This window comes from Marinimicrobium koreense, from assembly GCF_003762925.1.
GTDB lineage: Bacteria > Pseudomonadota > Gammaproteobacteria > Pseudomonadales > Cellvibrionaceae > Marinimicrobium > Marinimicrobium koreense.
In genome coordinates this window covers 776,605-797,637 of sequence record NZ_RJUK01000001.1, presented here as the reverse complement: position 1 = coordinate 797,637, position 21,033 = coordinate 776,605, and the positions used below count along the sequence as shown (strand labels likewise).

The following is a 21,033-nucleotide window of genomic DNA, read 5'->3' as shown; positions in this document are numbered from 1 at the left end:
CCCTCAGGGACACCGCTAACAGGAGGCCCCGTATGAAGCAGTACCGTACCGAACAAGACAGCATGGGCGAGGTGCAGGTCCCGGTCAGCGCCCGCTACGGCGCCCAGACCCAGCGGGCCATCAACAACTTCCATATCAGCGGTACCCCCCTACCCTCGGCCTTCATTCACGCCGTCGCACAGATCAAGAAAGCCGCGGCACAGGCCAACACCGCCCTGGGACTTCTGGAACACCCCATTGCCGAGGCGATCATCAGTGCCGCCGACGAAGTCATCAAAGGGCACCACGACGACCAGTTTCCCGTCGATGTTTTCCAGACAGGCTCCGGCACCAGCACCAACATGAACGTCAACGAGGTCATTGCGCACCTGGCCAGCGAGCGGAGCGGCAAAGCGGTCGGAGCCAATGATCACGTCAATATGAGCCAGAGCAGCAACGACGTCATCCCCACCGCCATTCACCTGAGTGGCGCCCTGGCCCTGAACAACCACCTCCTGCCGGAGCTGAAATTCCTGCACACCACCCTGCTGGACCGGGCCCATGAGCTGGACCAGGTAGTGAAAACCGGTCGGACCCACCTGATGGACGCCATGCCGGTCACCTTTGGGCAAGTGCTGCGGGGCTGGGCCAGCCAGATCGAGAGCAGCGAACAGCGCCTGCACCAGAGCCTCGACCAGCTTTGCGCCCTCCCCCAGGGCGGCACCGCGGTCGGCACCGGTGTTAACGCCCACCCGGAGTTCGCCGGCCTCTTCGCCCGCCAACTGAGTGAGAATATCGGCCTGGTCTGTGCGCCGGGGGACAACTTCTTTGCGCTCCAGGGGAGCCAGGATGTTGCCGTCGCCGCCTCCGGGCAGCTCAAAACGCTGGCGGTCAGTCTGATGAAAATCGCCAATGACCTGCGCTGGATGAACTCCGGTCCACTGGCCGGTCTGGGGGAGATTGAATTGGAGGCATTGCAGCCCGGGTCGTCCATCATGCCCGGTAAGGTCAACCCGGTGATTCCCGAAGCGGTGGCCATGGCCTGCGCCCAGGTAATGGGCAACGATACCGCCATTACCGTGGCGGGTCAGTCCGGCAATTTTGAGCTCAACGTCATGTTGCCCCTGGTGGCCCACAACCTGCTCTCCAGCATCAAACTCATGGGCAACAGCTGCGAAGTGCTCGCCGAACGCGCCATCGCCAGCTTCACCGTGCGCGAGGACAACCTTCAGCACGCCCTGGCCCGCAACCCGATTCTCGTGACGGCGCTCAACCCCATTATCGGGTACAACAAAGCGGCGGCCATTGCCAAGAAGGCTTACGCCGAGGGGAGACCCATTATTGACGTGGCGGAGGCGGAGACGGATCTCGGTCGGGAGGAGCTGGAGAAGTTATTGGATCCGGCGAAGCTAACCAAGGGCGGATTGCCGGGGTAATTTGGCCTTGGGATACGGCGGATGCGCTTCGCTTATCCGCCCTACGGATACCGTGGAGCCCTGCGTAGGGCGGATAAGGGCGAAGCCCGCATCCGCCGCAACCCAACCATCCGCACCCACCGAAATTCGCGTTGGGCGGATCGGTCCGATGCCCCGGAATCGAAGGCGCATCCGCCGCAACCCAACCAAAACGCAACACCACACCTTGCCAAACAAAAATTCCCCTCTATACTCACCTAAGTGTCGGAAAATGCGACACTTTTTTGGGCTAAAAATTAAACAATCTGGAGAAAATCATAATGAGTGTGTCAGGCAAGGACTTGTTCTTTTTCGATCGTATGCTGACCCCGAGCATCATTACCGTTGTCTACTGGCTGCTGTTGCTCAGCGTGCTGGTGGGCGGTATCGGCATGATGTTTGGCCAATCGTTTTTCGCCGGTCTCGGTATCATCGTGTTTGGTACCCTCGGTGTGCGTATCTGGTGTGAGCTGTTGATTGTGTTGTTCAAGATTCATCAGAACCTGAAGGCGATTGCCGATAAGCCATAATCGTCACGCCATGTTACGGCGGATGCGGGCTACGCCCTTATCCGCCCTACGCAGGGCTCCACGGTATCCGTAGGGCGGATAAGCCGAAGGCGCATCCGCCGTAACCAAACCATCCGCATACACCGCAGTTCGCGTAGGGCGGATCGGTCCGACGCCTCGGAGCCGAAGGCGCATCCGCCGTTGCCCAACATAACGCATCCGCCATAACTCAACCCGCCCCCCTACTGCGCCGGCAACTGCCGCTTCAACACCTCCGCCAAATGCCGCGTCGCCGGCCCGGCCAACTCCCGGTCGGCAAAAATCAGATAAAGCGCATGCACCCGCTTACTCTCGGTCTCCATCGGAATCAGCTTCAGCGTCCCCGCCTCCAGATCGTCCTTCAGGTAAGCCTCGGGCAACCAGGCATAACTCAACCCTAGCCGAATCGCGTGCAGTGACGTTCGAATATGGCTCACCGTCAACCGCTGCTCCGCCTCCTGCCATCCCTCGGTGTACCGTCGATGGATCCCCGAATCCCGCACGATCGACTGCCGGTAGTGGCGCAAATCGTCATAACTGACCGGACGCCCCAGGTGCTGCAGCGGATGGTCCGGGCTGGTTACCCCGCGAAAGGTCACCGACATCAGGTACTCGCCATTGAACCCGGCCGGCACCCGCCCAGCGATCGCCACATCCACCTGATGCTGAATCAGCATATCCTCGGTGCCGCTCATTACGGACTCGTACAACTCCACCCGGGTATCCGGAAACTCCCGGGCAAAGGAGGCAATGCAGCACAATACCTGCTCGGGCGGCACAATCACATCTCCGGCCAGACTGACCAGCGGCTCCACCTTGGCGGAGAGCTGAGTGGCGGCCGATTCCAGGTTTTCGGCTTCCATCAGTAGGTGCCGGGCCCGCCGGTACAGCACATCCCCCGCCGGCGTGGGTACCGCCCGCCGGCCCTGGAGCTCGAAGACCGCCACGCCCAGCGCGGTTTCCAGCTGGGAAATGGCATAGGACACCGCCGATTGGCTTTTGCCGAGTGCCTCCGCGGCCTTGGCATAGCCACCGGCATCGATCACTGCCATAAACGCCCGCCACTGATCCAGGCTCACTTTTGGTTCCATAGACCACCCCTAAATACAAAAACTATCAAATAATTCGATCAAATCCTTCCAAATATCGCTATTTATTATTCGCTCGTCAAATCATTTAATAGATACATCGAGTCAACAGTCTCTAAAGGAGAGATTCACATGGCGACACTACTTCAGATCAACAGCAGCCTGTCCGGTGACGACGGCCATTCCAGCGCCCTCAGCAACAAGTTCGTTCAGCGCTGGCGCGAGCACAACCCCGGCGGTAAAGTCATTGTTCGCGACCTGGCCCGCCACCCGATTCCGCACCTGGACGCGGAACGTCTGCACGCCTTTATTACTCCGGCGGAGAAGCGAACGGCCACCCAGCAGGATATCGTGAGCTATTCCGATCAGTTGATCGACGAGCTCAAGCGCGCGGACGTGATCGTCTTCGGTGTGCCCATGTACAACTTCGGCGTGCCATCTACGCTGAAAGCGTATTTCGATCACATTGCCCGCTCCGGCGAAACCTTCCGCTATACCAGTAATGGCCCCGAAGGCCTTCTGGAAGACAAGCCGGTGTATATCTTTGCGGCCCGGGGCGGTATCTATCAAGGCACCGATGCGGACTCCCAGACCGGTTACCTCAATACCTTCCTGGGCTTCATCGGCCTGACCAAGACCCACTTCGTCTACGCCGAAGGTCTGGCCATGGGTGAGGACAACCAGAAAAAGGCACTTTCCAGTGCCGAGCAGGAAATTACCGAATTGGCCGCTGCCTGATACAGCGGCCCAGATCAACGGGCAATAACCCGTCGGAGGTGTCTATGCAACGCCAACTGCAACAACTGATTCCGGCCCTCGCCACCAGCGACGGTGCCGGTGTGCGGATCAAGCGCAGCCTGGGGCAAAGCCAGCAGGCGCGCCTGGATCCCTTCCTGATGCTCGACGAGTTCAACTCCGAGAGCAAAGACGACTACATCGGCGGTTTCCCGTCTCACCCGCACCGCGGGTTTGAAACGGTCACCTACATGCTTGAAGGTCATATGTTGCACGAGGACCACATGGGCAACCGGGGCGACCTGAAAAGTGGCGACGTGCAGTGGATGACCGCCGGGCGCGGCATCATTCACTCGGAGATGCCCCAGCAGGAAGAAGGTCGCATGCACGGCTTCCAGATGTGGCTGAACCTGCCCGCGGCGGAGAAAATGAAGCCGGCGGCCTATCGGGATATCCCCGCCAGCGACATCCCAACCCTGGAACTGGCCAATGGCGGCAGGGTGAAGGTAATTGCGGGTAGTGTGACGGCCGATGGAACCACGGTGGAAGGCCCGATCCAGGGGCTGAGCACCGAGCCGCGCTACTGGGATGTGCAGTTGCCCGCGGGTGCCACCTTCGAGCAGGCGCTGCCGAAAGGGTTGAATGCGTTTCTATATGTGTTTGAAGGGGATCTGACCATCGGCGAGCCACCCCGGCAGCTGAAGAACGGCGCCGCCGGTGTGTTGAGTGATGGTGAGTCGCTGACCATCACCGCGGGCGAGCAAGGCGTGCGCACCCTGGTTCTCGCGGGCAAGCCCATCAAGGAGCCGATCGCACAATACGGACCCTTCGTGATGAACACCCCGGAGGAGATCGAGGAAGCGATCAATGATTACCGGGCCGGGCGTTTGGCCGGGTAGTTACGGTAGCATCACGTTCGGTTACGGCGTATGCGTCAGCGTTTTGGTAATGGCGGATACCACGAGAGTTCGCGTAGGGCGGATAAGCCAAAGGCGCATCCGCCGTTGCCCAACTTAACGCATCCGCCGTCACCACCCCCGACGCAACCGACCTCACCTACCGCCCCATCCGCAACGCCACCGCCGTCACCAGGGCCCAAACCCAATTGAACACAATCACCAACAACGGCGTCAGGGTTCCCAACCCCAAACCCGCAATCCCATGCGGCGTCTTATACGGAAACACCAGAAACAACTGAATCATGGTCGGGAACAGGCTGAGCACAAACGTCTGGGCCCATAGCCGATTGTTCAGCACCGGCAACAGAAACAGAAAGCCCCATAATCCACCCCAGACAATCCTCGGGTACAGCCAGTCCGGCGATAACCCCGGCGCAATGGACACCCCAAGCGACTGGCTGATGCCGTACATCCCGAACAGCCACACTACCAGGCTGTTGCCCAAACCGCCGAGCGAGCCGGCGCCGAAGACCATTAACAGTTTTTTCATTGTTTTCCCCCAAGTAAAAATGGTTTTGGTTACGGCGGATGCGGGCTTCGCCCTTATCCGCCCTACGCCTGACACCGAGGTACGCGTAGGGCGGATAAGCCGAAGGCGCATCCGCCGTAACCACACGTCAACGCATCCGCCGTAACCCAACGTTCCGCCCCATTACATCCCTTAACAACCCCACATGGTTCCGACCACCAAAAGCCGGTAAACTACGCCCTCATTTCCCCAGCCGTAGACCACTATGTTCGCGTTTTTCGAAAGTCTGCTCAAACCCTTCCCGGTCGAAGAGCCGCAACAGCCACCCAAGAACCTGGTGGCCTTCTGCCGCCACTATACCAAAGGCGCCGGCAAATTCCTGTTAACCATGTCGTTCATGGCCGCACTGATTGCCGTCATGGAAGTGGCCCTGTTTCAGTTCCTGGGGCTGACCGTCGACTGGCTCGGCCAATACACCCCGACCGAACTCTGGGCCGAGCGCGGTACAGAACTGTGGTTGATGGCCTTTGTGGTCCTGATCGCCATCCCGGTCACGGTGTTTTTTCACTCCACGCTGATTCACCAGACCCTGCTCGGCAACTACCCCATGATCATCCGCTGGCAGGCGCACCGCTACCTGCTCGGTCAGAGCGTGGCCTTCTTCCAGGACGAATTCGCCGGGCGCATCGCCACCAAAGTCATGCAGACCGCCCTGGCGGTGCGCGAAACGGTCATGAAGTTGCTGGACATCACCGTCTATGTGCTGGTGTATTTCACCAGCATGCTGGTGCTGCTGGGCTCACTCGACTGGCGACTCATGGTGCCGCTCGGCGTCTGGTTTCTTGCCTACATCGCCCTGCTGCGCTACTTCCTGCCGCGCCTGTCCGCCGTCGCCACCCGGCAGGCCAATGCCCGGGCCGATATGACCGGCCGAATCGTGGATACTTACACCAACATTGCCACGGTCAAACTCTTCTCCCACTCCCGGCGCGAATCCGATTACGCCCGGGATGGCATGGAGCGGTTTCTGCACAGCGTCTACCCGCAGATGCGCCTGGCCACCCTGCTCAACAGCGGTGTCTGGGGCATTAATGCCCTGTTGATTTTCAGTAGCGCCGCGCTGTCCATCTGGCTGTGGAGCGGCGATATTATTTCGGTCGGCGCCATTGCCGCCGCCATGGGCCTGGTGTTGCGTCTGAACGGTATGTCCCAGTGGATCATGTGGGAAGTGTCCACCCTGTTTGAAAACATCGGCACCGCCAAAGACGGCATCAACACCCTCTCTCACCCGCGCGCAGTCGGGGATGCAGAGCAGGCGCAACCCTTGGACGTCCGTGACGGCGGGATTGAATTTGATCAGGTGACCTTCCACTACGACAAAGGCGAAGGGGTGCTGGAGAATTTTTCGCTGGACCTCAAGCCCGGCGAGAAGATTGGCCTGGTCGGCCGCTCCGGCGCCGGTAAGTCCACCCTGGTCAACCTGCTGCTGCGCTTTTACGACATTGAGAAGGGGCAGATCCGGATCGACGGTCAGGACATCAGCCAGGTTCAGCAGGAAACCCTGCGCGCCCAGATCGGCATGATCACCCAGGACACCGCCCTGCTCCACCGGTCGGTACGGGACAACCTGCTCTATGGTAAACCAGGCGCGACCGAAGAAGAAATGATCGAAGCGGCCAAGCAGGCCGAAGCCCACGACTTTATTCTCGGCCTGAGCGATGCCGAAGGACGCACCGGTTACGACGCCCACGTGGGCGAACGCGGCGTGAAGCTGTCCGGCGGCCAGCGCCAGCGTATCGCAATCGCCCGGGTGCTACTGAAAGATGCCCCGATCCTGATCATGGACGAGGCCACCTCGGCCCTGGATTCGGAAGTGGAAAGTATCATCCAGACCAACCTGAGCCGCCTCATGGAAGGCAAAACCGTTATCGCCATCGCGCACCGGTTGTCTACCATTGCCGCGCTGGATCGGTTGATCGTGTTGGACCAGGGAAAGATTGTCGAACAGGGAACCCATTCGGAGTTGATTGCCCAGAGTGGGTTGTATGCGCAGTTGTGGTCGCATCAGTCCGGCGGGTTTTTGGGGGAGGAATAGTTCAATACGGCGGATGCGCCTTCGGCTTATCCGCCCTACGGATACCAGCGCAGTTCGCGTAGGGCGGATAAGGGCAAAGCCCGCATCCGCCGTTACCCAATTTCCCGCCCTACTTCCGAAAATAATGATCCCAAATCAACATCAAAAGCCCGACAAAAAAACCCACATGCGCCACCATCGCCCCACCGGCAAATAACAGCCCCAACCCAATCGGATTCCCGTCGGAGGGCCCAAAAATCACATACGCAATCAGTGGCAAAGAGGTGACAAATACCAACAGCAGACTGTAGGCAATGATCTTCAACCCACGGGACGCATCGCTGCGCCAGATGGCGGTAATGGGATTTTTGATTTTCATTGGGCGGCCAAAAGTGCTCGGGCGAACAGCTTGAAGTCATCCAGGTGGCGACTTCCAATCGCATAGACAATGGCCCAGTCAATTTCATCGTAACTGTGAACCATCACATTTCTGAAACCAACGGCCTTTTTCATCCTCTCCGCTAACGCGAGCTCAATGACACCCACTTTCGCCAGGGCATCAAAGCCCTGCCCCATGGTTTTTGGCGCGGGAGCATCGGAATGTTCGGCCAGCCAGTGTGCGGACATGTCGACACAGAGCTGAACGGCGCGAGTCAGATTCAGCGCGACGATATCTTGCGCATCCACATCCGACAGCAATTCCGTCAAAGACGCCGGGAGTTTTTGTTCAACCCGCTGGATGCAGCGCCGGAGTGACTCGATCTTCTCTTCTATCAAGGCTCGATCCACTGGTTGCGCCTCCCCTCCAATATCCGTCGTTGATAACGGCCAAAATCCTCTTCCATCATGATGCTTCGATAGAGAAGATCGCCTTTGTCGGACACCGAACCCTTGACGAGAACGCCCTTGCTGACGATTTCATGGAGCAGGGGCTGTCCGATTTGGCGTATATCAATAATGTCGACGGCACGGCCAAAACGACTCGCGAGTTCCCCGATCAGCGCCATCTTTTGATCTGTCGTCAACGGCGCGGTTGTCTCGACAGCCAGATCGAGATCGCTTGTCACCTTCTCCCGACCTTCAGCCATGGAACCAAAGAGCACTGCCAGGCGAATATCCGTCCGATCCGCCAGCGCTAGCTTGAGCGAGTTTATGGTGTCTTCAGCCGGCATAATGTCTCCTTGGAGGGGGCGGACTACGCGCGTTGCTCCCCCAGACGTCGGATCGATCCGACCTACTGGGCTTGCGGCGGAATTTGTCGGGTTACGCGCGTTGCGCTAACCCGACCTACACGACCGTCACGCAGCGCATTCAGCAGGTCGGGTTAGGCCAAATGCCGTTACGCAGCACATTCAGTAGGTCGGGTTAGGCCAAAGGCCGTTACGCAGCACATTCAGTAGGTCGGGTTAGGCCAAAGGCCGTAACCCGACAAACCTTCCAGTCTTACAGCGCCGCCAAGGTGGTCGGCTGGCGGGACTGGATCAGGGCCTGAACCTGCTCGGCTGATTGCATGCTGCGCACCTCGACCCCGCTCGCCTGCAGGTCCACATCCATACCCAGCTCTTCTTTGACCAGCAGCTCCAACGCCTCCTGATCCACCTGACCATCGGCACGGGTGATGCGCTCCATCTGCTCGTCGGTCAATTGGGCGCTGCCGCCGGGCAGGTAGATGGTGCCGTTAGAGAAGTCCACCGCAAAAGCGATCACCCCGGGCACAAAGAAGAACAGCAAACCCACTGCGTTAAGAGCTACCACCGCCGGGTCAAGCTGCCCACCGGTCTGCCCTTTCCGCTCGGGATACAGCACGGTACCGCAGGCGGTGGTCTGGAGAATCAGACCCACGCACAGGCCGGAAGCGATGGCTTTGCTTAAGCGATTGATGCGCATAGCGTTTTCCTCTTTGTTGTTGAATTCCACGTAGCAAAGACTATAGCACATGGCTTTGGGTTCCGTGGCGCCAGAAGCTTGGGTTGCGGCGGATGCGGTCGGGTTGGGTTGGGTAACGGCCTAAGCTAACCGGCATGAGCAAAAAAGGGGTTGCAAAAATCCGAAGTTTTGGTAAAGTTCGCGCCTCAAACGAGACAGGACTATAGCTCAGTTGGTTAGAGCGCTACCTTGACATGGTAGAGGTCACCAGTTCGAATCTGGTTAGTCCTACCAAATACCGAAAAACGGCTTGAGGTTCAGACCCCAAGCCGTTTTTTTATGCCCAGACATTCAGGCGCCCAAAAACCGCTTTACAGCGTCGGCGAGGCAGCCGCTGTGGCGATAAAAATACCCGAAGAAACGGAGTTTACATGGAGTAAATGAGTATTCTGAGGGTGTTTTTTTCGCCGCAGCGGCAACGCAGGTAGCTGTTAAGCGGTTTTTAAAAAAATGCCCGCGTAAAGCGGGCTAGTTTGAGGAGATGATGGCCAAGAAATAAGGTTGTCAAAAGGCTCCAGTCAGTGAGGGGACAAGTTGTTCAGTTTTTGTACTTGAGCAGCCATGTTGTAACCATCCCACTGATCCGTGCGCGCTTCGCGCCAACCGGAGAGCCATTCCTGGCGCGCTGTGCCGCTCTCGTGCGGACACAGGCTGCGGGACCGACCCGCAATACCGGCTTGATAACCCTTACCAAATGCGCGAGCTGTCTGGTTACGCTTTTGACGTTTCATATGTGATGCACCTCTATGTAGCCGTTAATCTTGCAGAGCCCAGCGCCGGGGTGGCGCTGGGCCTGTTAGGGAAACGCACCCACTGGGCGGGGATGCCCGGCACTGTGCGTAGGGAGGTACTGCATCGCCTCTAGCCAGCCACCCGGGAAAATCGGTGGTGGATCCGTGGAGGCGAATGCTCAGTACAGCAAAAAGCCCCCCGGCTGTGAACGATTGTTTTTTTATAGCAGAGGTGTTTCATATGGCACTTTGCTCTAGAATCCGGTTTGACAAAGTGGTTGGGGTGGGCTTTCCAGCGTAAAACCTGACGTTGGGTTGCGGCGGATGCGCGCCTCGCGGCGCTTATCCGCCCTACGCGACCTCCGGAGCCATGCGTAGGGCGGATAAGGGCAAAGCCCGCATCCGCCGTAACCACAACCCAACGCACACACCGGCACCACGCCGTCCCAAAAACAACTGATGATATCTATGAACCTGTTTGCCACCTGCCCCAAGGGCCTTGAAGGACTGTTGTACCAGGAACTGGACGCCATTGGCGCCCAACACCTCAAGGAAACCGTGGCCGGCGTCGCCTTTGAAGGGGACATTGCCCTCGCCTACCGGGCCTGCCTCTGGTCGCGCCTGGCCAACAAGATCCTTCTGCCCCTGGCGGAATTTCCCGTCGGTGACCAGAACACCCTTTACAATGGCGCAAGAAACATCCCCTGGGAAGAACATCTGGGTCCCCAGAGCACCCTGCTGGTGGATTTCATCGGCAGCAGCGGCGCCATTCGCAACACCCAGTTTGGCGCCCTGAAAATCAAGGACGCCATTGTCGATCGCATCCGCGACGTCACCGGTGATCGCCCGTCGGTCAGCAAACAGCACCCGGACCTGCGCATCAATGCCCGCCTGAATAAAGGCAAAGTCACCATCAGCCTGGACCTGTCCGGGGAAAGCCTGCACCGTCGGGGCTACCGCACCAAACAGGGCACCGCCCCGATGAAGGAAAACCTGGCGGCCGGTGTCCTCCTCCGCGCCGGCTGGCCGAAAATCGCCGCCCGAGGCGGCGCATTGATCGACCCCATGTGCGGCTCCGGCACCCTGCTGGTGGAAGCCGCTCTGATCGCCGCGGACATCGCGCCCGGCCTGGGCCGCGCCCGATTTGGGTTTGAGCAGTGGCTCAATCACCGCAATGACATCTGGCTGGAGCTGCGCGAGGAGGCCATTGCCCGCAAACGCGCCGGCCTCGCCAAATCCCGCCCGGAAATCCGCGGCTACGACGCCAATCTGTCCGTCATCCGCGCGGCGGAAGACAACATCATCCAGGCCGAACTGGACGACTGGCTGCGAGTCAGTCGCAAGGAGCTGGCCGACCTCAAACAGCCCACCCACAAGGTGCTTGAACCCGGCCTGGTGATCACCAACCCGCCCTACGGCGAGCGCCTGGGTGATGTCGAGTCCCTGAAGTTGCTGTATCAACACCTTGGTGAGCGACTGAAAACCGAATTCAAAGGCTGGCGCGCGGGCATCTTCACCGGCAACCCCGAGCTCGGCAAGCAGATGCGCCTACGGGCGGAAAAGAAATACCGCCTCTATAACGGCACCCTGCCCGCCGAGCTGTTGATGTTCTCCATCGAGGAAAGCCAGTTCGTCAGCGCCGCGCCCAAGCCCCTGAAGGCCGAGCTCGAAGCCGACGCCCCGCTGTCCTCCGGCGCACAAATGCTGGCCAACCGGCTGCAAAAGAACCTGAAACAGCTGGCGAAGTGGGCGAAAAAGCAGAATATTAATGCTTATCGGCTCTACGATGCGGATATGCCCGAGTACTCGGCGGCCATTGACCTGTACCGCTCCGAACAGGGCGATCTCTACGCCCACGTTCAGGAATACGCCGCCCCCAAATCCGTGGACGAAGCCCGGGCCGAACAGCGCTTCGCGGAGATTCAGGCCGCGGTCCCCCGCGCTCTGGACATTCACCCGGACCGGGTCAGCTACAAGCAGCGTCGCCGTCACAAGCATTCCGATGGCAGTCAGTACCAGAAGCTCGCCGAGCGACCCGACGGCGAGATCATCAACGTCATCGAAGGCCAGGCGCGGCTTCAGGTCAACCTCTGGCAATATCTGGATACCGGATTATTCCTCGATCATCGCCCGGTGCGATTGAAAATCGCCGAAATGGCGAACAACAAACGCTTTCTGAACCTGTTCTGCTACACCGCCAGCGCCAGCGTTCACGCCGCCCTGGGCGGCGCCCGGTTCACCCTCAGCGTGGATATGTCCAACACCTACCTGAAGTGGGCCCGCAACAACCTGGCGTTAAATGGCCTCAGCGACACCAAGCACCGCACAGAACAGGCCGACTGCGTGGAGTGGCTGAAAACCAACGAGCAGGAGTTTGACTTGATTCTGCTCGATCCACCGAGCTTCTCCAACTCGAAGAAAATGCCCGGCGTACTGGACATTCAGCGGGACCATGTGGCCCTGATCGACGGCGCCATGAAGGCCTTGGCAAAAGGCGGAACCCTGATTTTCTCCACCAATTTGCGGACGTTTGCGATGGATCGGGACGCGTTGAGCGCGTATCAGCTCGAGGACATTACCGGCCAGACGATTGATAAGGATTTTCAGCGCAACCCGAAGATTCACCAGTGTTGGTTGGTCAGGTGGTAATTTCCAACATGGGGTAACGGCGGAGGTTGCGTAGGGCGGATAAGCGCCGCAGTCGCGCATCCGCCGTAACCCAACCCGAATCAACCTCCGCATCCGCCGTAAATACACGTGATACCCACTATTTGGCACCCAAATTGCTCTATCCAATCTAACCCCAAAAACCGTAAGGTTTTCGTAACAATTGCCCCGATTTTGCGCTATACTCCAGCGGTTATTGCCCCATGAAGGAGCACAATCGGCCAGAGGCAAGATTCGGTCAATCAATGGAGTTAGAGGTCTATGCTGGAAGCCCTGTTTGAGTCCTCCCGGACCACCAAACGCATTATTTCCCTGATTTACGACACCGTCGCTATTGTTACCGCCTTCTACGCCGCCGCCTTCCTGCGGTTGGGCACCTTTAACTCCCAGTTTCTCGATAAAGACGTCACCGTCATCGCCATCACCCTGGTGGTGAGTCTCGCCGTCTTTATTCGCATGGGCATGTACCGCGCCATCCTGCGCTACATGAGCACACCGGCCATGTTGACCATTGTTGGCTGTGTGTTTATTTCCGCACTGGTACTGGCCACGGCCAGCTTCCTGACCCAGTCGCGACTGCCCCGCTCCATTCCGTTCATCTACCTGACCATCGCCCTGCTGCTCATTGGTGCCCCGCGCCTGATGGTGCGCAGCGTCATCATGATGCTCAACCGGCGCAGTGTGGACCTGAAAGAGCCGGTTATCGTCTACGGCGCCGGCTATACTGGCCATCAACTCACTCTGGCGCTACAGGGTTCCCAGTACAAACCCGTTGCCTTTGTGGACGACAACCCGGCCCTGCACCGCACCGTGGTGGCCAACATCAAGGTCTACAGCCCGAAAATGATCGAGGCCCTGATCCGGACTCACCGGGTCAGCAAGGTCCTGCTCGCGCTGGGCAGCACGCCCAACTCCCGAAGGGCTCAGGTGATCAAGCGCCTGGAATCCCTGGCCATTTCGGTTCAGACCGTGCCAGCCATTCCGGATATTTTGAGCGGCAAGGCCCGTATCGAACACATCAAGGATGTGGAGATTGAGGACCTGCTGGGTCGCGACCCGGTCTCCTCTCAGCCGGAGCTCATGGCCGCCAACATCACCGACAAAGTGGTCATGGTCACCGGTGCCGGCGGTTCCATCGGCAGTGAGCTGTGTCGCCAGATCATCCAGCACCGCCCCCGCGCCATCGTCCTGTTTGAGTTGAACGAGTTCAGCCTTTACCAGATCGAGCGTGAGCTGCAGGAAACCTCTGAATTCCGCACCAACCACATCAACCTCTACAGCATCCTGGGCTCGGTTCAGAAAGAACACCGGGTGGAAACCATCATGCGCAGCTTTGGTGTGCAGACGGTTTATCACGCCGCCGCCTACAAGCACGTGCCGCTGGTAGAACACAATATCGTCGAAGGCGTGCGCAACAACGTCTACGGCACCTGGTACACCGCCGAGGCCGCCATTCGCGCCGGGGTGGAATCCTTCGTGCTGGTTTCTACCGACAAGGCCGTGCGCCCCACCAACATCATGGGTGCCTCCAAGCGACTGGCAGAACTGGTACTGCAGGGCCTGGCCAAGCGCCAGAACACCACCATCTTCAGCATGGTCCGTTTCGGTAACGTACTGGGCTCATCCGGCTCGGTGGTCCCGTTGTTCCGGGAACAGATCAAAAACGGTGGCCCGGTAACGGTCACCCACCCGGAAATGGTCCGCTACTTCATGACTATCCCCGAAGCCGCCAAACTGGTGATTCAGGCGGGCGCCATCGGTACCGGCGGCGACGTGTTCGTGCTGGATATGGGCGAGCCGGTGAAAATCGTGGACCTCGCCACCCGGATGATTCACCTCTCGGGCCTGGAAATCAAAGACGAAGACCGCCCCAACGGCGATATTGAAGTCGAATTTACCGGCCTACGCCCAGGCGAGAAGCTGTACGAAGAACTGCTAATCGGCAGCAACGTCTCCGGCACCCAACACCCCGGCATCCTGCGCGCCGAAGAGCATCACCTGAGCTGGGAAGAAACCAAAAACCTGCTGGACGACCTCGACGTAGCCTGCCACGCCTACCAATGCGACCGCGTCAAACAGCTATTGGTGGAAGCGCCCACAGATTACAAAGCCAGCATGTTGATCAGCGATTCGGTGTGGCGGCAGAAGCAGAATACCGGGAAGTTACGGGTGGTTAACTGACAGCTCAGTGACGGCGGATGCGCCTTCGGCTTATCCGCCCTACGGGTCTACGGGTGGCACGGCTGGTCGCGTAGGGCGGATAAGCCGAAGGCGCATCCGCCGTAACCCAACCCAACGCACGCACCCAAACTATCCCCAACCCACATTGCCCAACAATCACAATTCAAGGTACCATCAGAACGTTAAGCGACTGGCAGAGGGCGGAAAATGTACGCTATTGAGTTCGAGGCAGACGTCATCGACGGCCAGATCAGGCTCCCTGACGAGTACAAAGCGCTGGAATCAACGCATTTAAAGGCAATTATCCTGATTCCCGATGCGCCCACAGCCATCAAGGAACCGGCAAATAAGTACGACTTCAAGGACTTATCTGGAAAGCTGACCTGGGAAGGAGACGCCGTTGAGGCTCAACGGCGAATTAGAGATGAGTGGAGCTAACCGTTACTTATTGGATACCAACGCCATCATCGCACTTCTGAAGGGCGATGGAGAATTAGCAACCAGACTCTCTGGTGCGGAGCTCGTCGGCATTTCGGTTGTATCCCACCTAGAATTTATGTGCTTCAAAGGCCTGTCCTCAGAGGACAGTTCCGTATTTGAGGCTTTTCTGAGGCGGGTAGAGAGCTTTGGCTTACACTCCAATGATAATGAGCTGATGGACACAGTAATCCGCATTCGGAGAGACACCGGCCTCAAACTCCCCGACGCAATAATTGGCGCCACCGCCATTCAGCATAACTTGGCATTATTAACCGCCGACACCGCTTTGTTGAACGCCATACCAAAGGCGATCAATTTCAGGTAACGGCGGATGCGGGCTTAGCCCTTATCCGCCCTACGCGAATTACCGTGCCACCCGTAGGGCGGATAAGCCGAAGGCGCATCCGCCGTAACCAAAACCAAAATCCCGCACCAACCCGCTAATAATCATCCCACTCAACATGCCGGACCCCGGCCCCAAACTGATACACCAAAAACACCACCGGCGCATAAGCCAACAACACACCCCACAATGGATCAATCCCACCGGACACCACCCACCAGGCCATGGGCAACAACCAGATCACATTCAAGGTGCCGTAAAACAGCGTCGTCGCCTTATGCCCCCAATTCACCGCCCGGTGCTGGTAGGCATGACTGCGATGCGCCTCAAACAGATTCTCCCGGCGCCACCACCGAAAGAACAGCGTCAATGTGGCATCCGCCACAAACATTGCCAACAAAATCACCCAGCCCCAAAACAGCTCCGGCGCTTGATGCCCCGCGTACACCGACAATAACCCCAGCCAGAGCCCCACAAAGCCACTGCCGGCATCGCCCATAAAGATCTTTGCCGGGGGAAAATTCCAGATCAGAAAGCCCAGGCTCGCCACCGCTAACAGCCCATACAGCGCCACATTGGCTTCCGGCAAAGCCCACCAGGCCAGCAGTGCCCCGCTCACGCAAACGGTCAAGGCTTCCACGCCCGCAATACCGTCGATGCCATCCATAAAGTTATACAGGTTCAGCACCCACACCAGGTACAACAGCAACGGCGCCCACAACCATACTCCCTCAAGCGTCCAGCCCAACAAGGGCAAGGCCATAGGTCCGCCCAACCAATAAAGCCCCCAGGCCGCCGCCGAAAAATGCACCAGCAGGCGAACCAACGCCGGCACATGCCCATGGTCGTCCCACCAGCCTACCAGCGCCACCGACAACCCGGCACCGGCCAGGCCATAAACTACCGCATCCGCCACCAGGCCCAACCAGGCCAGGGCCGGCAAGGCCAGCAGGCAGACCACCACAATCGCTACCCCACCCCCGCGCGGAGTCGGTACGGAATGCGAACTGCGCGCATTGGGAATATCCATCAGCTTTTTGTGCAGCGCATAACCCCGCAACACCCCGGTCAGTCCCCAGGCCAACCCCAGCGCCACCACTAAAATCAGAATCAACGTCAACCTATCCACCATCCGTTAGAAAATCAGACCTACCTATCACAAATTTGTCGGCATTATACGCGTAGAGGCGGCGATATCGATGTCTAACGGCCGACGCCAGACGCACGAGCTGGCAGCATACTATTGTTCCACGCCCCACTACGCGCTATATTCTCAACTATTCATTATGAATATAAATGAGGTGTGAATCATGGCAACGACTAGCTTGAGTCTGGGTGCTCACTGGGAGACATTCATCCGTGAAGAAGTGAGCAGTGGTCGTTACGGTTCTGCCAGCGAGGTCATTCGTGACGCTTTAAGACACCTTGAAGAAGAGCGTTCCTTGCTGGCGTTAAAAACACATCTTGCTGAGGGTTTACATCAAGCCGATGCGGGACAATTCATCAATCAGACCAAGGAAGGTATGCTGAATGAATTCAAAGAACGCAAAAACGCTTAAAATTACCCCTCGAGCCAAGCATGACCTCCAAGACATCTGGACGTACGGCGTTGGCATCTGGGGAGAGCGGCAAGCTGTGCTAAACTAAAGCCCGAATATTACCTGAGGTACTGATATGTCTACCGCCATGACAATTCGCCTGGACCCGGAACTGGAAGAACGGCTTAATCGCCTCGCCCAGAGCACCCACCGCTCAAAAGCCATTTTGGCCGCCGAAGCGGTTCGGGACTTCGTGGAGCTGAGTGAATGGCAAATGCAGGAAATCAAGAATGGAATCAAAGAAGCCGATGAAGGGGACTTCGCCACTGAGCAAGCTGTCAGGAAAACGCTCACCCGATGGGGAGCGAATGCAGGTTAAATGGCTCAAGAAAGCACTTCAAAATCTTGACGCAGAGGCCGAATACATCGCAGAAAAAGACCCTGCTGCAGCAAGGACGGTGGTCCAGCGAATCGTAAATTCGATCAGCCTACTACCGGAAACACCCACTCTCGGCCGTCCTGGGCGCATTCCAGGTACGCGAGAATTGATCGTTGTAGATACGCGATACATTGTCCCCTACCGCGTAAGACCTAGGCTGCGGCGAATTGAAATCCTGCGCATTTTTCACTCTTCGCGTCGTCCACCGAATAGATGGTGAAAGCATAACTACGACAACTCAAGCCGCCACGCCCCCATTCCGGTGGATGACGCGGCTGCGCCGCTTATGCAACCCTACCCCAACCGCAGTCAATAGTAGGTCGGATTAGCGAAGCGTAATCCGACAAAAACACCACCAAACTTGTCGGATTACGCTTCGCTAATCCGACCTACCAGGTGCCATCGTTCACGTAGGCCGTCATCCCCCAGCGTCACCCACCATTCTTCGCAGCCCCTCCTCCACCGAAAACGGTGGCCGCCAGATCAGGCGGTTTTTCACTTTATCCGTACTGACCTGAAGGGAACCACACAGCCGGTCCGCCATTGAGCGGCGCCCCAGGAAGCCCGCGCCAAGTTTTAACAACGGCACCGGAAACGGCCATAACCGCGCAGTGCGCCCCTGAGCGTCGGCCATCAAACGCACCAGCTCCGGCGTGGACAGATCGCGGCCGTCGGACACCAGGAACACCTCATTGGCCGCCGCCGGGTGCGTGCAGCACAGCGCCAGCAAATCCACCAGGTTTTCCACAAACACCAGACTGCGCTTATTGCGCACCGACGCCAGCGGCAACGGCCAGCCGCGCCCCACCGCCCGCATCAGCGTCGCCATATTGGCGCGCACGCCGGGCCCGTACACCAGCGGGGGCCGGACAATCACCAACTCCATTCCGGCCCGCTGAGCGTGCTCCCAGAGCGCCTGCTCACCTTCCCACTTGGAACGCCCGTAAGCATCCTCTGGCTGCGGGGTATCCCGCTCACTGAACGGAACGCCCTCAGTTCGCTCACCATTAACCTTGATACTGCTGACAAACACAAACCGCCGCGCACCCCGGGCCGAGGCCAGTCGAGCGGCTGCCAGAGGTTCCTCACAATTGGCCCGGCGATGCGCCGCCAACTCATCCTCCGCACTGCCGGTCAGAGCAACGTGCGCCCTACCCCCGCAATACACCACCGTATCACCGGCGGACAGCAAGGAGCCCAACGCCGAAATGCGATGCGCCGTCACCCCCTCCACCGTCGACGCCGAGCGGGAAATGGGCTCCACCGATTGTCCATCGGCCCGCAAACGGGCCATCAAAGCACGTCCCACAAAACCGGTCGCACCGGGAATCCAGATCGTCATCACATTATTCCGTTATTTCAAATCAATCAATTTGGGTAACGGCGGATGTGGCGGGGTGTGGTAACGGCGGATGCGCGCTTCGCGCTTATCCGCCCTACGCGAGCTGCCACGGTTTGCGTAGGGCGGATAAGGCCAAAGGCCGCATCCGCCGTAACCCAAACCCGACCAATCCAACCCACTTTTCAGGTATACTCCACCCAATTACGGATAAAACTGATTTAACCCTATGCCTAACACGCCCAACCCGGCACAACCCGCCTCAGGGATCGACTACGACGTGCTCGTCTGCACCTACAATGGCGCAGAATTCATCGAAGAGCAACTCCACAGCATCCTTCGCCAACAGCCCGCCCCGAAGCGCGTGCTGATCAGCGACGACCACTCCGCCGATAACACCCGCGCCATTGTAAACCAGGTTGCACAATCCTCGCCCATACCGATCGAAATCATCGACGGACCCGGCCGAGGCGTTATCCGCAACGTGCTGACCGCCCTACCGAAAACCACCGCCGACTACGTATTTCTGGCGGATCAGGACGACATCTGGCTGGACAACAAAGTCGCACTGTTCGCCGAAAAAATGCACAGCGAACATTCGCCGCACCTGATTTTTTCCGACGCCTGGGTCTGGCACCCCGACAGAGAGGAAAAACATTCCTTCTGGGAACTGGACCAACTGCGCCCGGATAACGCCAGGGACCCGCGACGGCTCGCGTTTCACAACACAGTGCAAGGTGCCTCGGCGTGTGTCAACCGATCCTTGATCGCCGCCATGGAACCCACCGCCGAACATCCGGACATCGTCATGCACGACTGGTGGCTCGCGCTGATCGCCAGCGGCACGGGCCACATTGATTACATCCGGGAGCCGACGCTTCTGTATCGCCAGCACGATAACAACCAGGTGGGAAGTCAGAACAAAGCGGGGCGTAAAAACCGAAGCCTTTCACATCGTCGTGCGATCGCCACCCGAATACTCCGACAAGCCGCTGCCTTCGCGGATCACTATGGTGATGGATTACCCCTCAGTTGCCAGGGATTCTTTAAGCATTATCGGCGAGCCCTCCGTGGCAACATCATTCAGCGCGGCACATTCATACTTCGGCACTGGCCGAAACACCGTGACATGCGTCACCATATTACTCTCTGGGCGAGCATCGTACTGGCGAAAGGAGTCAAGCCGGAATGACCGTCTACATTTCTGTTGTCTCTCATGAAGATACGCTGGAAATCATTCACGACCTTCAGCCTCATCGGCTGAAATCGCCCGAGCACCAGATCGTCATCCTGGACAACTGCCCTGCCCAAGAGCTGAAAACCTACGCCTCGGAGCACAATCTGACTTATCTGGCCAATGAAAAAATTCAGGGCTTCGGAGCCAACCACAACAAAGTATTCCACTACTGCCAGCACATGCTGGACATGGATATTGAGAACGATTGGTTCATCATCCTCAACCCGGACCTGGAGTGCGACCGCGAAGCGATTGAGCACCTGATCGACGACATGCGGGCAACCGGCGCAAAAATCGGCGCGCCCAATATCTTTAAGGACAGGAAGTTCGAGGAGCATGAGGAATCTGTGCGTCGCTTTCCCTACCTGTGGGAGCTGGTCACTTCCTACCTATTCCGGAAAAATCGGACCGGAGTGGACCGCTGCACGGATCGGGCGTGTGAAGTGGATTGGGCATCCGGTGCCTGTCTGGCGTTCAGTGCCAGCACCTTCAAAGCTCTGGGCGGGTTTGATGAGCGGTATTTTTTATATTATGAAGATGTGGACTTCTGCTGGCGGGCGAGGCATTTGCTGGGCGAGAAAACCTACTATGTTCCCGGCGCCAAGATGGTTCACCGGGGTAAGCGGGCCAGTCATACGTTGAACAACCGGCATTTGTGGTGGCACCTGACCAGCGCATTGCGCTTTGCGTGGGTGCGGGCCAAAACCGCGTTGCTTGGGGTGGATTCGTTGAAATAGTGGTGGATCCATGGTGGATGACGCTTCGCTTATCCACCCTACGGGGCTGTATCACGTGTATTTACGGCGGATGCGCCGCTGGCTTATCCGCCCTACGCAGACCGCGGAC

Annotated in this window: 23 protein-coding genes and 1 tRNA gene; 15 read left to right on the top strand and 9 right to left on the bottom strand. The window is 58.3% G+C overall.

Annotation, left to right across the window (positions count from 1 at the left end; all coding sequences use genetic code 11):
* The first annotated feature begins 32 nt into the window (after window positions 1-32).
* The gene (locus tag EDC38_RS03400) at window positions 33-1,415 is read left to right on the top strand and encodes a class II fumarate hydratase (protein WP_123637330.1); all 1,383 of its coding nucleotides are present in this window, start codon (window positions 33-35) and stop codon (window positions 1,413-1,415) included.
* 299 nt (window positions 1,416-1,714) lie between these two features.
* Window positions 1,715-1,963 (top strand): DUF4282 domain-containing protein, encoded by a 249-nt coding sequence (locus tag EDC38_RS03395; RefSeq protein ID WP_123637329.1) that lies wholly within the window; start codon window positions 1,715-1,717, stop codon window positions 1,961-1,963.
* Window positions 1,964-2,184: 221 nt separating this feature from the next.
* Here the strand turns inward: EDC38_RS03395 and EDC38_RS03390 are convergent, their stop codons facing one another.
* Window positions 2,185-3,072 (bottom strand): LysR family transcriptional regulator, encoded by an 888-nt coding sequence (locus EDC38_RS03390; protein WP_024460109.1) that lies wholly within the window; start codon window positions 3,070-3,072, stop codon window positions 2,185-2,187.
* A gap of 129 nt (window positions 3,073-3,201) precedes the next feature.
* On the opposite strand from EDC38_RS03390, the gene EDC38_RS03385 reads away from it, so the two are divergent.
* Together EDC38_RS03385 and EDC38_RS03380 are read left to right on the top strand one after the other, a co-directional pair.
* Window positions 3,202-3,807 (top strand): FMN-dependent NADH-azoreductase, encoded by a 606-nt coding sequence (locus tag EDC38_RS03385; protein ID WP_123637328.1) that lies wholly within the window; start codon window positions 3,202-3,204, stop codon window positions 3,805-3,807.
* A 44-nt stretch (window positions 3,808-3,851) separates the two neighbouring features.
* Entirely contained in the window at window positions 3,852-4,703 is an 852-nt protein-coding gene (locus EDC38_RS03380) for a pirin family protein (RefSeq protein WP_123637327.1), read from the top strand.
* Window positions 4,704-4,860: 157 nt separating this feature from the next.
* On the opposite strand, the gene EDC38_RS03375 is transcribed toward EDC38_RS03380, so the two are convergent.
* The gene (locus tag EDC38_RS03375; protein WP_024460106.1) at window positions 4,861-5,253 is read right to left on the bottom strand and encodes a hypothetical protein; all 393 of its coding nucleotides are present in this window, start codon (window positions 5,251-5,253) and stop codon (window positions 4,861-4,863) included.
* A gap of 244 nt (window positions 5,254-5,497) precedes the next feature.
* Between EDC38_RS03375 and EDC38_RS03370 the strand changes: the two genes are divergently transcribed.
* Complete coding sequence (locus EDC38_RS03370; protein WP_123637326.1) at window positions 5,498-7,327, top strand: ABC transporter ATP-binding protein; 1,830 nt, start codon at window positions 5,498-5,500, stop codon at window positions 7,325-7,327.
* Between the two features lie 109 nt (window positions 7,328-7,436).
* On the opposite strand, the gene EDC38_RS03365 is transcribed toward EDC38_RS03370, so the two are convergent.
* The 4 genes from EDC38_RS03365 to EDC38_RS03350 form a co-directional block, all read right to left on the bottom strand.
* A complete protein-coding gene (locus EDC38_RS03365) occupies window positions 7,437-7,685 on the bottom strand; it encodes a hypothetical protein (protein WP_123637325.1) in 249 nt (82 codons plus the stop codon).
* On the bottom strand, window positions 7,682-8,095 hold the full coding sequence (hepT, locus tag EDC38_RS03360; RefSeq protein ID WP_123637324.1) for a type VII toxin-antitoxin system HepT family RNase toxin: 414 nt from the start codon (window positions 8,093-8,095) through the stop codon (window positions 7,682-7,684). The genes EDC38_RS03365 and hepT overlap by 4 nt, the downstream gene beginning before the upstream one ends.
* Window positions 8,080-8,478, bottom strand: coding sequence for a type VII toxin-antitoxin system MntA family adenylyltransferase antitoxin (mntA, locus tag EDC38_RS03355; RefSeq protein ID WP_123637323.1), 399 nt, complete (start codon window positions 8,476-8,478; stop codon window positions 8,080-8,082). The genes hepT and mntA overlap by 16 nt, the downstream gene beginning before the upstream one ends.
* A gap of 271 nt (window positions 8,479-8,749) precedes the next feature.
* Window positions 8,750-9,193 (bottom strand): hypothetical protein, encoded by a 444-nt coding sequence (locus EDC38_RS03350; RefSeq protein WP_024460101.1) that lies wholly within the window; start codon window positions 9,191-9,193, stop codon window positions 8,750-8,752.
* A gap of 196 nt (window positions 9,194-9,389) precedes the next feature.
* On the opposite strand from EDC38_RS03350, the gene EDC38_RS03345 reads away from it, so the two are divergent.
* Window positions 9,390-9,466 (top strand) — tRNA-Val (locus tag EDC38_RS03345).
* Window positions 9,467-9,750: 284 nt separating this feature from the next.
* On the opposite strand, the gene rmf is transcribed toward EDC38_RS03345, so the two are convergent.
* Window positions 9,751-9,963, bottom strand: coding sequence for a ribosome modulation factor (rmf, locus tag EDC38_RS03340; RefSeq protein WP_024460100.1), 213 nt, complete (start codon window positions 9,961-9,963; stop codon window positions 9,751-9,753).
* Window positions 9,964-10,422: 459 nt separating this feature from the next.
* Between rmf and rlmKL the strand changes: the two genes are divergently transcribed.
* The 4 genes from rlmKL to EDC38_RS03320 all read left to right on the top strand — a co-directional run bounded on the left by rlmKL (window position 10,423) and on the right by EDC38_RS03320 (window position 15,616).
* Window positions 10,423-12,612: a bifunctional 23S rRNA (guanine(2069)-N(7))-methyltransferase RlmK/23S rRNA (guanine(2445)-N(2))-methyltransferase RlmL gene (gene rlmKL, locus EDC38_RS03335; protein WP_211331034.1), complete on the top strand. Its 2,190-nt coding sequence runs from the start codon at window positions 10,423-10,425 to the stop codon at window positions 12,610-12,612.
* Between the two features lie 279 nt (window positions 12,613-12,891).
* Entirely contained in the window at window positions 12,892-14,811 is a 1,920-nt protein-coding gene (locus EDC38_RS03330; protein WP_123637322.1) for a polysaccharide biosynthesis protein, read from the top strand.
* A gap of 207 nt (window positions 14,812-15,018) precedes the next feature.
* Complete coding sequence (locus EDC38_RS03325) at window positions 15,019-15,249, top strand: hypothetical protein (protein WP_123637321.1); 231 nt, start codon at window positions 15,019-15,021, stop codon at window positions 15,247-15,249.
* A complete protein-coding gene (locus EDC38_RS03320; protein ID WP_211331033.1) occupies window positions 15,212-15,616 on the top strand; it encodes a type II toxin-antitoxin system VapC family toxin in 405 nt (134 codons plus the stop codon). Before EDC38_RS03325 ends, EDC38_RS03320 begins: the two co-directional genes overlap by 38 nt.
* A gap of 115 nt (window positions 15,617-15,731) precedes the next feature.
* On the opposite strand, the gene EDC38_RS03315 is transcribed toward EDC38_RS03320, so the two are convergent.
* Window positions 15,732-16,748, bottom strand: coding sequence for an MraY family glycosyltransferase (locus tag EDC38_RS03315; protein ID WP_246004324.1), 1,017 nt, complete (start codon window positions 16,746-16,748; stop codon window positions 15,732-15,734).
* A gap of 196 nt (window positions 16,749-16,944) precedes the next feature.
* Between EDC38_RS03315 and EDC38_RS03310 the strand changes: the two genes are divergently transcribed.
* The 3 genes from EDC38_RS03310 (at window position 16,945) to EDC38_RS03300 (ending at window position 17,831) form a co-directional block, all read left to right on the top strand.
* Window positions 16,945-17,193: a type II toxin-antitoxin system ParD family antitoxin gene (locus tag EDC38_RS03310; RefSeq protein WP_123637318.1), complete on the top strand. Its 249-nt coding sequence runs from the start codon at window positions 16,945-16,947 to the stop codon at window positions 17,191-17,193.
* Between the two features lie 115 nt (window positions 17,194-17,308).
* Window positions 17,309-17,551 carry a CopG family ribbon-helix-helix protein gene (locus tag EDC38_RS03305; protein WP_123637317.1) on the top strand — a complete coding sequence of 81 codons (243 nt, stop codon included), beginning with the start codon at window positions 17,309-17,311 and terminating at the stop codon, window positions 17,549-17,551.
* On the top strand, window positions 17,463-17,831 hold the full coding sequence (locus EDC38_RS03300; protein WP_342769058.1) for a type II toxin-antitoxin system RelE/ParE family toxin: 369 nt from the start codon (window positions 17,463-17,465) through the stop codon (window positions 17,829-17,831). The genes EDC38_RS03305 and EDC38_RS03300 overlap by 89 nt, the downstream gene beginning before the upstream one ends.
* A 198-nt stretch (window positions 17,832-18,029) precedes the next feature.
* On the opposite strand, the gene EDC38_RS03295 is transcribed toward EDC38_RS03300, so the two are convergent.
* Window positions 18,030-18,953 (bottom strand): NAD-dependent epimerase/dehydratase family protein, encoded by a 924-nt coding sequence (locus tag EDC38_RS03295; protein WP_123637315.1) that lies wholly within the window; start codon window positions 18,951-18,953, stop codon window positions 18,030-18,032.
* Between the two features lie 226 nt (window positions 18,954-19,179).
* Between EDC38_RS03295 and EDC38_RS03290 the strand changes: the two genes are divergently transcribed.
* Window positions 19,180-20,142 carry a glycosyltransferase family 2 protein gene (locus EDC38_RS03290; RefSeq protein WP_123637314.1) on the top strand — a complete coding sequence of 321 codons (963 nt, stop codon included), beginning with the start codon at window positions 19,180-19,182 and terminating at the stop codon, window positions 20,140-20,142.
* Window positions 20,139-20,924 (top strand): glycosyltransferase, encoded by a 786-nt coding sequence (locus EDC38_RS03285; RefSeq protein WP_123637313.1) that lies wholly within the window; start codon window positions 20,139-20,141, stop codon window positions 20,922-20,924. The genes EDC38_RS03290 and EDC38_RS03285 overlap by 4 nt, the downstream gene beginning before the upstream one ends.
* Window positions 20,925-21,033: the final 109 nt, after the last annotated feature.